This window comes from Kitasatospora sp. NPDC101108, assembly GCF_055584725.1.
The window spans coordinates 55,064-67,466 of the sequence record NZ_JBVJLM010000034.1 but is presented as its reverse complement, the minus strand read 5'-3'; the positions used below and the strand labels follow the sequence as shown (position 1 = coordinate 67,466).

11 protein-coding genes are annotated in these 12,403 nt (G+C 71.0%); 7 read left to right on the top strand and 4 right to left on the bottom strand.

Annotated elements, in window-relative coordinates:
• Positions 1 to 100: 100 nt before the first annotated feature.
• The 4 genes from ACZ6Z8_RS37200 to ACZ6Z8_RS37185 all read right to left on the bottom strand — a co-directional run bounded on the left by ACZ6Z8_RS37200 (position 101) and on the right by ACZ6Z8_RS37185 (position 5,071).
• Positions 101 to 1,213 (bottom strand): ADP-ribosylglycohydrolase family protein, encoded by a 1,113-nt coding sequence (locus tag ACZ6Z8_RS37200; RefSeq protein WP_465614395.1) that lies wholly within the window; start codon positions 1,211 to 1,213, stop codon positions 101 to 103.
• A 36-nt stretch (positions 1,214 to 1,249) separates the two neighbouring features.
• A complete protein-coding gene (locus ACZ6Z8_RS37195) occupies positions 1,250 to 2,536 on the bottom strand; it encodes a DUF2786 domain-containing protein (RefSeq protein WP_465614394.1) in 1,287 nt (428 codons plus the stop codon).
• A gap of 85 nt (positions 2,537 to 2,621) precedes the next feature.
• A complete protein-coding gene (locus ACZ6Z8_RS37190; RefSeq protein ID WP_465614393.1) occupies positions 2,622 to 4,238 on the bottom strand; it encodes a transporter in 1,617 nt (538 codons plus the stop codon).
• Positions 4,235 to 5,071: an ABC transporter ATP-binding protein gene (locus ACZ6Z8_RS37185; protein WP_465614392.1), complete on the bottom strand. Its 837-nt coding sequence runs from the start codon at positions 5,069 to 5,071 to the stop codon at positions 4,235 to 4,237. The genes ACZ6Z8_RS37190 and ACZ6Z8_RS37185 overlap by 4 nt, the downstream gene beginning before the upstream one ends.
• 260 nt (positions 5,072 to 5,331) lie before the next feature.
• On the opposite strand from ACZ6Z8_RS37185, the gene ACZ6Z8_RS37180 reads away from it, so the two are divergent.
• The 7 genes from ACZ6Z8_RS37180 (at position 5,332) to ACZ6Z8_RS37150 (ending at position 12,281) form a co-directional block, all read left to right on the top strand.
• Entirely contained in the window at positions 5,332 to 5,883 is a 552-nt protein-coding gene (locus ACZ6Z8_RS37180) for a DUF1707 and DUF4190 domain-containing protein (RefSeq protein ID WP_465614391.1), read from the top strand.
• A 423-nt stretch (positions 5,884 to 6,306) separates the two neighbouring features.
• Complete coding sequence (rpsL, locus tag ACZ6Z8_RS37175; RefSeq protein ID WP_014144289.1) at positions 6,307 to 6,678, top strand: 30S ribosomal protein S12; 372 nt, start codon at positions 6,307 to 6,309, stop codon at positions 6,676 to 6,678.
• Positions 6,679 to 6,680: 2 nt separating this feature from the next.
• Positions 6,681 to 7,151 (top strand): 30S ribosomal protein S7, encoded by a 471-nt coding sequence (gene rpsG, locus ACZ6Z8_RS37170; RefSeq protein ID WP_030055803.1) that lies wholly within the window; start codon positions 6,681 to 6,683, stop codon positions 7,149 to 7,151.
• A gap of 39 nt (positions 7,152 to 7,190) precedes the next feature.
• Positions 7,191 to 9,296, top strand: a complete 2,106-nt coding sequence (gene fusA, locus ACZ6Z8_RS37165) for an elongation factor G (protein ID WP_402812601.1) — start codon at positions 7,191 to 7,193, stop codon at positions 9,294 to 9,296.
• 196 nt (positions 9,297 to 9,492) lie between these two features.
• Positions 9,493 to 10,686, top strand: coding sequence for an elongation factor Tu (gene tuf / locus ACZ6Z8_RS37160; protein WP_030280743.1), 1,194 nt, complete (start codon positions 9,493 to 9,495; stop codon positions 10,684 to 10,686).
• 192 nt (positions 10,687 to 10,878) lie between these two features.
• Positions 10,879 to 11,838, top strand: coding sequence for a glycosyltransferase family 2 protein (locus ACZ6Z8_RS37155; protein WP_465614390.1), 960 nt, complete (start codon positions 10,879 to 10,881; stop codon positions 11,836 to 11,838).
• Entirely contained in the window at positions 11,835 to 12,281 is a 447-nt protein-coding gene (locus tag ACZ6Z8_RS37150) for a GtrA family protein (protein ID WP_465614389.1), read from the top strand. The genes ACZ6Z8_RS37155 and ACZ6Z8_RS37150 overlap by 4 nt, the downstream gene beginning before the upstream one ends.
• Positions 12,282 to 12,403: the final 122 nt, after the last annotated feature.

Sequence of the window (12,403 nt, the reverse complement as noted above, 5' to 3'; positions counted from 1 at the left end):
CTCTTCGGTCGTCACAACCCGAATGCTGGACACCCTCCCTGCATGCCCGGAGCAGAACCGGCAAACCCAGCCGACTTCGGAACTACTCGTCTAGGGCCGCTCACCAGGCCGGGTAGCGCCCGCCGAGCGCCGGGTGGGCCGGTTCGCGGCTGCCGAACAGCACCAGCAGGTCGTCCGCGACCGTCAGCAGCTCGGACCGCCCCTCGATCGCCCGTACCCACTCGCCGGGCAGCGCCGAGGCGCCGTACGCGGCCCCGACCAGGTTGCCGCACACCGCGCCCGCGGAGTCGCTGTCCCCGGAGTGGTTCACCGACAGCAGCAGCGCGGTGCGCACCGGGTCGGGGTCGAGGGTGGCGGCCAGCAGCGAGTACACCGCGATGGCCAGGCACTCCTCGGCGATCCAGCCGAGCCCGACCCGCTCCACCGTCCCCGCCACCGGCTCGGCCTCCTGGGCCAGCCGCACCGCCCGGGCCAGCGCCTGGACGGTCTCCTTGGAGCTCGGCAGCTCGCGGATCTGCTCCACCGTCTCGCCGACCGCCGCCCACGGTTCCGTCCCGGCCGCCAGCCGCTCGACCAGCGCCGCGAAGGCACCCGCCGCGAGGTAGCCGGTCGGGTGCCCGTGGGTGAGCTGGGCGCACTGCACGGCCAGCCCGAAGGACTGCTCCACGCCGAGCCGGGCCAGCCCGAACGGCGCCGAACGCATCACCGTGCCGCAGCCCTTGGAGCCGGGGTTGATCGGCCCCGGCCGCCCGATCGCGGACGGCGCCTCGAACTCCGGGTGCTCGGAGACCCCGCTCAGGCAGGCGTTGCCCGGTGCCCGCCGCGCGTACAGGAACGGCCGGCTCAGCAGCCAGCCGTCGTACGGGCGGGGCTGGGGCTCGGTGTCCGGCGCGCCCTGGTACTGGGTCCGCAACCAGCGCCGGTAGGCGCCGTGCACGGCCTCCGGCACCGAGCCGCCGCCGCCCGTCCAGCCGCGGACGAAGCCGCGGATCAGGCCCTCGGCGGTGAACAGCGTCATCTGGGTGTCGTCGGTGACCTCGACCGGGCCGTTCCCGGCCGGCAGCGAGGTCACCCCCTGGGGCCCGAATCTGTCCCGGATCTGGTGCAGTTGCTGGAACTCCACCGGCCAGCCCAGGGCGTCACCGATCGCACCGCCGAGCAGCGCACCGCGTACCCGGTCCCGGTAGCCCGACTCCGCCGCCGACTCCGTCACGTCGGATCCCCCTTCGTTCGTGGCGGGTCGTTTCTATCAGGCGGGACGTCGGTCGTGGATCTCGCCCCGCCCGTGCAGCGCGGCGCGGTCGGCCGCGGCCCGGCCGGCGGCCCAGCCCTCGCCGTCGCTGACCCGGACCCGCTGCGAGACCAGCTTCGGGAACAGCCGGCCGACCTCCTCGTCGACCGCCGCCGAGCGGGCGGCCAGCGCGGGCAGCAGCCGGGCGTCCGGCAGCAACTGCTCCTCGGTGCCGTCCTCGCGCAGGTGGCGGCCGGCCGCGGCGGCGCTGGTGGTCCGCTCGGTGGCGGCGGTCAGCCGCTCGCGGATCCGCGCCGCGTACGCGACCAGGAAGGACTGCCGGAACGCCTTGCTGCGCGAGTCCTTGCCGGAGCCGGCCTTGTTGAGCGCGTGGGTGGCCTGCACCAGCAGCGAGGTGTAGAGCAGTTCGACGCCGTCCAGGTCGCCGTCGAAGCCGATCACGGTGCAGAAGCCGAACTCCTTCGCCCACACCACCCGGCACCGGTTCGCCGCCGCGACCGCGTCCAGCAGCATCGTCTTGGGGCCCTCGTACGGGTTGTCCACGCCGATCCGCAGCGCCGCCGGGGTGTTCCGGTCGGCCGCCGCGGCGGCCACCAGCGCCTCGTCGATGCTGTGCTGGGCCATCAGCTGCTGGGCCTTGGCGGTCAGTGCCTCGGCCTCCTCCGGGTACTCGGTGGACTCGGCCTTGGCCAGCAGCGCCCGGATCCGGGCCAGCATCCGCGGCTCGCCGGTCACCGGGCCGGTGGGGCGCGGGGCGGTCGCGGACGCGCCGGGGGCGGGGCCGACGGGCGCGATCGGAGGCAGCCGTCCCCAGCTGCGCAGCAGCTCCAGGAAGGCGGTGGCGAGCGCGAAGCGGTCCAGCCGGTGCCGGTGGGCGAAGGCCCCGAGGTACTGCTCGTCGGCCGGCCACCAGACCTCGGTCTCCAGCTCGCGCAGCTGTTCCTGCCAGCGCCGGTCGAGGGTCGCGGCGGGGTGGCGGCGGCTCTCGGCGGCGATCAGGTCCACCGCGAGCGCCAGGTGGACGGGCTTCAGCCCGCGCCGCACCACCCGCACCAGGTCGGCGGGGCGCCACCCGGCCGACCAGCAGCGGCCCACCGCGGTGTCCGCGTACCCCAGCAGGGCCCGGCTGACCGCCGGCCACTGCCCGACCGAGGCGGCCAGCAGCGAGGCCCCGGTGTCCAGCGCGAGGTCCAGCCCCTCCTCGGGGGCGGTGAGCACCGACCGCACCGCCTGCTCCAGCAGCGGCCCGGCGTTCCCGTCGCCCTGCTGCGCGCGCTTGCCCACGGTGTGTCCCTGCTCTCCTCGACGGTTCGGTCCCTCCGGCCCATGATGCCGGAGGGACCGAGCGGGCGGGCCGGGGAGCCGGGGCCTACCGCTCGACGGCCTTGGCCATGATCTCCGGGACCCGGTCCAGCAGCCGGGAGGCCGCCAGCCGGATGCCGAGGGCGGCGACCAGGCCGCCGTACAGCGGGCCGAGCGGCAGCAGCGGCCAGGTCGGCCCGTCCGAGCCGAGCGCCCAGAACAGGTAGCCGCCGACCGGCAGGGCGAGCACCGCGACACCGGCCATCGAGCCGAACTGGTTGAGCAGGATCAGCCCGCCCTGCCCCGGGGCGGCGTTGCGCATCGGGTTGCTGTCGGCCGGCATGGTGTAGGGCGCCAGCACGCTGAACACCGAGCCGAGCGCGATGCCGCAGCCGAGCACCGCCCCCGCCAGGCCGACCGCGGCCGGCAGCCCGGCCCAGTCCCCGGTCACGGCGGCCAGCACCAGCCCGAGCACCACCGTGACCGGGACGGCGTACGACAGCACCGCGTACGCCCGGCCGCGCAGTTCGTCCCGGGCGTCGGCGGGGGTGCGCAGGGTGGCGGCGACCATCCAGAACGCGGAGCCGTCCATGCCGAACAGGTTGAGCATCTGCAGCCCGAGGAAGGTCCCGGTCATCGCCAGCAGGTAGACGCTCGACCAGCCCTGCACCACCGACAGCACGCAGATCACCAGCGTCATCCCGACGCTGGTGAACAGCGCCGCCTTGGCCCGCGGCTCCCGCCAGGCGTACCGCAGGTGGCGCTGCATCACCGCGCCGGTGCGGCCCTCGGGCAGGAAGCGCCAGCCGCCCGAGCTCTGCACCCCGCGGGCCACCTCCACGGTGGAGGCGTCGGCGGTGACCATCAGTTCCTGCAGGCTGGCGCGCCACCAGCGCAGCAGCAGGACGAGCAGCGCGCCGGCCGCGGCCAGCTGGAGCAGCCCGAGCGCGTAGTGGCCCTCACCGACGGTGCGCGGGGCGTCCGCCGCGCTGATCGGCGGGATCCAGCGCAGCACCCCGGCTATCGGCTTCAGCGGACTGAGGTCGATGTCCTTGCCGTGCTGGTGGCCGAAGATGCTCTGCGAGCCGACGTTGGCGGTCTGGACGAGCAGGGCGAAGGCCAGCCCGCCGAAGATCGCGAAGTCCTTGCCGCGCCGGCTGGAGAGCATCCGGGCGTTCCCGGCCGCGACCGCCCGGGAGAGGGTGACCAGGCAGAGCAGCGCGAGCGGCACCCCGACCACCGCGGCCGCGGCGGAGGCGCCGCCCACCGCGCCGGAGAGCACCGCCCCGGTCACCAGGACCAGGCTGATCAGCGGGCCGGGCCCGATCAGCGAGGCCAGCAGCGAGCCGCGCAGCAGCGGGCCGGGTCGCAGCGGCAGCATGGTGAGCCTGGTCGGGTCGGCGCTCTCGTCGCTGGAGAACAGGAACAGCGGCAGCGCCGCCCAGCCCAGGGTGAGCACGCCGAGCAGCATCACCCCGGTGTCCCCGGACCCGGCGTAGCGCCCGTTGAGCGCGGCCATGCCGAGGGCCACGCCACCGGCGAGGAGCAGGCCGAGGACGCCGCCGACGACGTACACGGCGGTCCGGCCGGGGCTGCGGCGCAGCCCGTTGCGCAGCAGCCGCAGTTTGAGCGCGACCAGGCCGCGCACCACCGTCCGCCCGTCGGGAACCGTCGCCGCGGTCACCGGGCGCTCCCGGAGTGCCCGCCGCCGAGCCAGCCGAGCGCCTGGCCGTCGTCCTCCCGGACGCCGATCAGTTCGAGGAAAGCCTCGTGCAGGCTGCGCCCGCCGCGGACGGCGTCCAGCGGCCCCTGGGCGATCACCCGGCCCGCGTTGACCACGGCGACCCAGTCGCAGAGCTGCTCGACCAGTTCCATCACGTGGCTGGAGAAGACGACGGTGGAGCCGGCCGCCGCGTACCGCTTGAGCACGCCCCGGATGGTCTGGGCGGAGACCGGGTCGACGCCCTCGAAGGGCTCGTCCAGGAACAGCACGTCGGGGTTGTGCAGCAGCGCGGCGGCCAGGCCGATCTTCTTGCGCATGCCGGTGGAGTAGTCGGCGACCAGCTTGTCGGAGTCCCGGGCGAGGTCCAGGACGGCCAGCAGCTCCTCGGTGCGGCGGTCCACCTCGGCGGCGGGCAGGCCGCGCAGGCGGCCGGTGTACTGGAGCAGCTCGCGCCCGCTGAGCCGCTCGAACATCCGCAGCCCCTCCGGGAGGATGCCGATCCGGGCCTTGACCGTGACCGGGTCGGCCCACACGTCGGTGCCGTGCACCAGCACGGTGCCCTGGTCGGGCCGGAGCAGGCCGGTGACCATGGACAGCGTGGTGGTCTTGCCCGCGCCGTTCGGCCCGACCAGGCCGATGAACGCCCCGGCGGGCAGTTCCAGGCTGAGCCCGGCCACGGCGGCCTGACTGCCGAAGTGCTTCCACAGCCCCTGGATGCTGACGGCGGACGGGGTGTCCGGTCCGCCGTGGCGGGCGGGCTCGGGCTCGGAGGGCGACGGTGCTGACGCCTGCATGGCGGCCTTCTGTCTGTGGTCGTGGGTGGACGAAAGGATGGTCGAACAGGTGCTCCAGGGCTCAGCCTGTCAGCGCGGCCACGGGCTGTCGCCCGCTTTGAGCATCCTCTGAGCGTGCCCGCGGCCCGGGGCGGGGGTGCCCCGGAGGTCGGCCTCCGGAGGCCGCCGGTTCGATCCCGCAACTACTCAGTTCCCTTGTTCGTCCTGCACTATGAGGACCAGTGAGCGCGCGGGGGAGCCGCGCTGCCGGGAGGTGGCGGATGTCCGTACAACCGTGGGGCGAGTCCGGTCCCACCGATCGGCACGGCCGCCGGCAGGCCGCCGGCTGGCAGCCCGCGCCGTCACCGCAGGCGGCGATGCGGGCGAGCCACGCGGACCGCGACCGGACCGTGGACGTGCTGAAGGCCGGGTTCGCCGAGGGCCGGCTGTCCGCTCAGGAGTACGAGCAGCGCCACGAGGCCGCGGCCCGGGCGCTGACCTACGGCGAACTGGCCGCGCTGGTGGCGGACCTCCCGACCGGTCCGATGACGGCGCCGCTGCAGTCCGCGCAGCCCGTCCCGGCGACCTTCCTGGTGCCGCCGCCGGTGCCGCAGGCCCGGCCGACCAGCGTGCTGGCGGTGGTCTCCCTGGTGTGCGGTCTGACCGGCTTCCTGGTGCTGCCGGTGCTGCCCGCGGTGATCACCGGCCACATCGCCCGGTCCCACATCCGCGAGCGCAACATGGACGGCGACTGGGCGGCCGTCCTCGGCCTGGTGCTCGGCTACCTGGGCGTCGCCTTCTGGTTCTTGATCATCCTGCTCGGCATGGCGTAGCGCACCCCGCCCCGGCCCCACCGCCGCTCCGCTGGCGGGCACCCGCCGACTGTGGTAGAGCGGGTGAAGGGCGGCCCGACACCGGCCGGTCGCGTACGGGACACCGGGGCGACACCCGGCCGAAGGCCGCGACCTGCGGCGTTGCATTTGTTTTGACCGAGCCCCATGCGCTAGGTACGCTCTGACCTTGTGCCTGGGGTGTCCCCGGGTCCTTGTGCGTGCATGCACACCGGTCGCCGCGCCGAGCCGGAGCGCCCTCCAGCGCACCGCGCGTAGAGCGCCGTCGCTGTACATCAGCTCATGGGATTCCGTGTCGGAATAGCCCAACACACCCGACCGCGTGGGTCGACCACGGGGTCGTGTGCGAGGGAGACACCGCAGGTTAGTTCCACCAAGCCTTGGCACACAGAAAACGGAGAAACGGTGCCTACGATCCAGCAGCTGGTCCGAAAGGGCCGGCAGGACAAGGTCGAGAAGAACAAGACTCCCGCGCTGAAGGGCTCCCCGCAGCGCCGTGGGGTCTGCACGCGTGTGTACACGACCACCCCGAAGAAGCCGAACTCGGCTCTCCGCAAGGTCGCCCGTGTGCGCCTCACCAGCGGGATCGAGGTCACCGCTTACATCCCGGGCGAGGGCCACAACCTGCAGGAGCACTCCATCGTGCTGGTTCGCGGTGGTCGTGTGAAGGACCTTCCTGGTGTCCGCTACAAGATCATCCGCGGTTCGCTCGACACCCAGGGTGTCAAGAACCGCAAGCAGGCCCGCAGCCGCTACGGCGCCAAGAAGGAGAAGTAAGAATGCCTCGTAAGGGCCCCGCCCCGAAGCGCCCGGTCATCATCGACCCGGTCTACGGCTCCCCGGTCGTCACCCAGCTCGTCAACAAGATCCTGCTGCACGGCAAGCGCTCCACCGCCGAGCGGATCGTGTACGGCGCCCTTGAGGGCGTCCGCGAGAAGACCGGCTCGGACCCGGTCGTCACGCTGAAGCGCGCGCTGGAGAACGTCAAGCCGGCCCTTGAGGTCAAGTCCCGCCGTGTCGGTGGCGCGACCTACCAGGTTCCGGTCGAGGTCCGTCCGGGCCGCGCCAGCACCCTGGCGCTGCGCTGGATGGTCGGTTACTCCCGCGCCCGTCGCGAGAAGACCATGACCGAGCGCCTGATGAACGAGATCCTCGACGCCAGCAACGGCCTGGGCGCTTCCGTGAAGCGTCGCGAGGACACCCACAAGATGGCCGAGTCCAACAAGGCCTTCGCGCACTACCGCTGGTAGTCCGTACCCCGTCACTAGACAGAGAGAGAACGAGCCACCATGGCTGCAACCTCCCTTGACCTCGCCAGGGTCCGCAACATCGGGATCATGGCGCACATCGACGCGGGCAAGACCACCACCACCGAGCGGATCCTGTTCTACACCGGTGTCTCGTACAAGATCGGTGAGGTCCACGATGGCGCTGCCACCATGGACTGGATGGAGCAGGAGCAGGAGCGCGGCATCACGATCACGTCGGCCGCGACGACCTGCCACTGGACGGTCGACGGCGTCGACAACACCATCAACATCATCGACACCCCGGGTCACGTCGACTTCACCGTCGAGGTGGAGCGCTCGCTGCGCGTCCTCGACGGTGCCGTCACGGTGTTCGACGGTGTCGCCGGTGTCGAGCCCCAGTCCGAGACCGTGTGGCGGCAGGCTGACCGCTACGGCGTCCCGCGCATCTGCTTCATCAACAAGCTGGACCGCACGGGCGCGAACTTCTTCTTCTGCGTCGACACCATCGTGGAGCGCCTCGGCGCCACCCCGCTGGTGATGCAGCTGCCGATCGGTGCCGAGGCGGACTTCCAGGGCGTTGTCGACCTGGTCCGCATGAAGGCTCTGGTCTGGTCCGCCGAGGCCGCCAAGGGCGAGATGTACGACGTCGTCGACATCCCGGCCGAGCTGCAGGAGCAGGCCGCGGAGTACCGCGAGCAGCTGATCGACACGGTCTCGAACGTCAGCGACGAGATCATGGAGCTCGCCCTTGAGGGCGAGGAGATCCCGGTCGAGCTGCTGCAGGACGCGATCCGCAAGGGCACCCTGAACTCGGACTTCACCCCGATCTTCTGCGGTACCGCCTTCAAGAACAAGGGCGTTCAGCCCCTGCTCGACGCGGTCGTCAAGTACCTGCCGTCGCCGCTGGACATCGAGTCCATCGAGGGCACCAAGCCGAACGACCCGGAGACCACCATCTCCCGTAAGGCTTCGGACGACGAGCCGCTGGCCGCGCTGGCGTTCAAGATCATGTCCGACCCTCACCTGGGCAAGCTCACCTTCGTCCGGATCTACTCCGGCCGCCTGGAGTCCGGCACCTCGGTGCTGAACGCCGTCAAGGGCAAGAAGGAGCGCATCGGCAAGATCTACCGCATGCACGCGAACAAGCGTGAGGAGATCGAGTCGGTGGGCGCCGGCGACATCGTCGCCGTCATGGGCCTGAAGCAGACCACCACCGGTGAGACGCTGGCCGACGAGAAGAACCCGGTCATCCTGGAGTCCATGGACTTCCCGGCCCCGGTCATCCGCGTCGCCATCGAGCCCAAGTCCAAGGGTGACCAGGAGAAGCTGGGTGTCGCCATCCAGCGTCTCGCCGAGGAGGACCCGTCCTTCCAGGTCAACACGGACGAGGAGACCGGCCAGACCATCATCGCGGGTATGGGCGAGCTGCACCTTGAGGTGCTCGTCGACCGTATGCGCCGTGAGTTCAAGGTCGAGGCCAACGTCGGCAAGCCGCAGGTCGCGTACCGCGAGACGATCCGTCAGGCCGTCGAGCGCATCGACTACACCCACAAGAAGCAGACCGGTGGTTCCGGTCAGTTCGCCAAGGTGCAGATCGCGATCGAGCCGCTGGAGCAGGCCGAGGGCTACGAGTTCGTCAACCTGGTCACCGGTGGCCGCGTCCCGCGCGAGTACATCCCGTCGGTCGACGCCGGTTGCCAGGAGGCCATGGAGTTCGGTGTCCTCGCCGGCTACCCGCTCCAGGGCGTTCGCGTGAAGCTGCTCGACGGCCAGTCGCACGACGTCGACTCCTCCGAGCTCGCGTTCAAGATCGCCGGTTCGATGGCCTTCAAGGAAGGCGCCAGGAAGGCCAAGCCGGTCCTTCTTGAGCCGATGATGGCCGTCGAGGTCACCACGCCCGAGGACTACATGGGCGATGTGATCGGCGACATCAACTCTCGCCGTGGCCAGATCCGGTCCATGGACGAGCGTCACGGTGCCCGCGTCGTCACGGCGCTGGTGCCCCTCTCCGAGATGTTCGGCTACGTCGGTGACCTGCGCAGCAAGACCTCTGGTCGCGCGAGCTACTCGATGCAGTTCGACTCGTACGCCGAGGTCCCCAAGGCCGTGGCTGAGGAGATCATCGCCAAGTCGAAGGGCGAGTGACGTCCCGATATTCGGGATGATTCACACCCCTTAGGCTATTAGGAGGCGACCCGGGAGGAACCGTCCGGATCCTCCCGGGGCCTCCGGCCCCCCACCCACGGGACGGCGCGAGGTGCCTCGGGCACCCGGGCCGGGCCCGTATCAAAGACCAACTGACGTCAGCACGGCGTACAGGAACTGTCCTCAGGAGGACTCAGTGGCCAAGGCGAAGTTCGAGCGGACGAAGCCCCACGTCAACATCGGCACCATCGGTCACATCGACCACGGCAAGACCACGCTGACCGCGGCCATCACCAAGGTGCTGCACGACGCGTACCCGGAGATCAACCCCTTCACGCCGTTCGACCAGATCGACAAGGCCCCGGAGGAGCGTCAGCGCGGTATCACCATCTCGATCGCGCACGTCGAGTACCAGACCGAGGCGCGTCACTACGCCCACGTCGACTGCCCGGGTCACGCTGACTACATCAAGAACATGATCACCGGTGCCGCCCAGATGGACGGCGCCATCCTGGTGGTCGCCGCCACCGACGGCCCGATGCCGCAGACCAAGGAGCACGTCCTCCTGGCCCGCCAGGTCGGCGTTCCGTACATCGTCGTCGCCCTGAACAAGGCCGACATGGTGGACGACGAGGAGATCCTGGAGCTCGTCGAGCTCGAGGTCCGTGAGCTGCTCTCCGAGTACGAGTTCCCGGGCGACGACCTGCCGGTCGTCCGCGTCTCCGCCCTGAAGGCCCTTGAGGGCGACAAGGAGTGGGGCGAGAAGCTCCTCGGCCTCATGCACGCGGTCGACGAGAACATCCCCACCCCGGCCCGCGCCGTGGACCAGCCGTTCCTGATGCCGATCGAGGACGTCTTCACGATCACCGGTCGTGGCACCGTCGTCACCGGTCGTATCGAGCGCGGCATCCTCAAGGTCAACGAGACCGTCGACATCATCGGCATCAAGACCGAGAAGACCACCACCACGGTCACCGGCATCGAGATGTTCCGCAAGCTGCTCGACGAGGGCCAGGCCGGTGAGAACGTCGGTCTGCTGCTCCGTGGCATCAAGCGCGAGGACGTCGAGCGCGGCCAGGTCATCATCAAGCCGGGTTCGGTTACCCCGCACACCGACTTCGAGGCCCAGGCCTACATCCTGTCGAAGGACGAGGGTGGCCGCCACACCCCGTTCTTCAACAACTACCGCCCGCAGTTCTACTTCCGTACCACGGACGTGACCGGCGTCGTGACCCTCCCCGAGGGCACCGAGATGGTCATGCCGGGCGACAACACCGCCATGACCGTCGCGCTGATCCAGCCCGTCGCCATGGAGGAGGGCCTGAAGTTCGCCATCCGTGAGGGTGGCCGCACCGTCGGCGCCGGCCAGGTCACCAAGATCGTCAAGTAATCTGACGCTCTGACCTGCCTGCCTCGTCAGGCTCGTCCGAAGGGCCCCACGCACCGCGAGGTGCGTGGGGCCCTTCGGCGTCCAACCGGGCTCTCACCTGGGCGCACTTGCTCTCACGGACAGCTCATGGCCGACTGTTATGGTCGGCTCACCATCCAGCCCCCGCCGTCGCGGAAAGTGGGACCCCAACGCATGTCTACCGCACCGCTGTTGTCGGTCGTGATGCCGATCTACAACGAGCAGGAGGCACTCCCGCTGACCGTCGGGCGGCTGCGTCCGATCCTGGACGGGCTGGGCGTCGACTACGAGGTCGTCGGGGTGGACGACGGCAGCCGGGACGCCACACCCGTGCTGATGCAGAAGATCCGGCAGGACTGGCCGGAGTTCCGCATCGTCCGCTTCGCCCGCAACTCCGGCCACCAGGCCGCGCTCACCGCGGGCATCCACCGGGCGCTCGGCGACTACGTGGTCAGCATCGACGCCGACCTGCAGGACCCGCCGGAGAAGATCCCCGAGATGCTCTCCCTGGCCCGCGAGCAGAGCCTCGACGTGGTCTACGGCGTGCGCGGGGACCGCGGCACCGACACCGCCTTCAAGCGCCGGACGGCCGGCGCCTACTACTGGCTGATGCGCAAGCTGGTCGGCAAGCGGATGCCCAACCAGGCCGGCGACTTCCGGCTGCTCAGCCGCAACGCGGTGGACGCCCTCAAGCAGCTGCCCGAACACCAGCCGGTCTACCGGCTGCTGGTGCCCTGGCTCGGCTTCCCCAGCGGCGAGGTGGTGTACGTCCGCGAGGAGCGGGTGGCCGGCGGCACCCACTACCCGCTGTCCAAGATGGTCCGGCTCGCGCTGGACAGCATCACCAACTTCTCCGCCGCCCCGCTGCGGCTGGCCACCTACCTCGGCCTGGTCAGCTTCGTGGTCTGCATCGCGCTCGGGATCCACGCCACCGTCTCCTACGCGCTCGGGTCGACCGTGCCCGGCTGGTCCTCGCTGTTCATCGGGATGCTGTTCCTCGGCGGCGTGCAGCTGATCTGCGTCGGACTGCTGGGGGAGTACGTCGGCCGGATCTACTCCGCGGTGCAGGCCCGCCCGACCTACTTCGTCGGCTACGACTCGGCCGAGGACGACGAGCGGGGCCGGGGCCGGTGACCCTGACCGGCGAACCCGCCACCCCCACCCCCGGGCCGCGTCGCCAGCTGCCGTCCTTCCTGGTCATCGGCGTCCTGAGCACCGTCTTCTACCTGGGGCTGTTCGTCGTCGCGCGGTGGTTCACCGACCCGCAGACCGCGAACCTGATCGCCCTGGCCGTCAGCGCGGTCGCCAACACCGCGGCCAACCGCCGGTTCACCTTCGGCGTGGTCGGCTCGCAGGGAATGGTCCGCCACCAGCTGCAGGGCGCGGTGGCCTTCCTGATCGGCCTCGGCCTCAGTTCCGGGGTGCTCGCCCTGCTGGACCGGGTGGTGCCGCACGCCTCCAGGCCGGTGGAGGTCGGCGGGCTGATCGTCGCCAACGGGCTGGCCACGGTGGCCCGGTTCGTGCTGTTGAAGGTCTGGGTCTTCCGTGGCGGGGCGTCCGGACCGTCCGGGTCCTGAGACTCCGGCCCCGAACGGACCAGCCGCTTCCCGGCACCGATCGCCGGTGGACGGGTTCCGCCGCGGCCCCTGCGCCGCCTGGGGGCGACCCGCCCTCGGTATGCTGGGCCCTCGTAGCCTGC

Bases quoted from the DNA above. Each gene is read 5' to 3' on its own strand.
- ACZ6Z8_RS37155 (WP_465614390.1), top strand. From the start codon at position 10,879: ATGTCTACCGCACCGCTGTTGTCGGTCGTGATGCCGATCTACAACGAG.
- rpsG (WP_030055803.1), top strand. From the start codon at position 6,681: ATGCCTCGTAAGGGCCCCGCCCCGAAGCGCCCGGTCATCATCGACCCG.
- fusA (WP_402812601.1), top strand. From the start codon at position 7,191: ATGGCTGCAACCTCCCTTGACCTCGCCAGGGTCCGCAACATCGGGATC.
- ACZ6Z8_RS37185 (WP_465614392.1), bottom strand. From the start codon at position 5,071: ATGCAGGCGTCAGCACCGTCGCCCTCCGAGCCCGAGCCCGCCCGCCAC.
- ACZ6Z8_RS37180 (WP_465614391.1), top strand. From the start codon at position 5,332: ATGTCCGTACAACCGTGGGGCGAGTCCGGTCCCACCGATCGGCACGGC.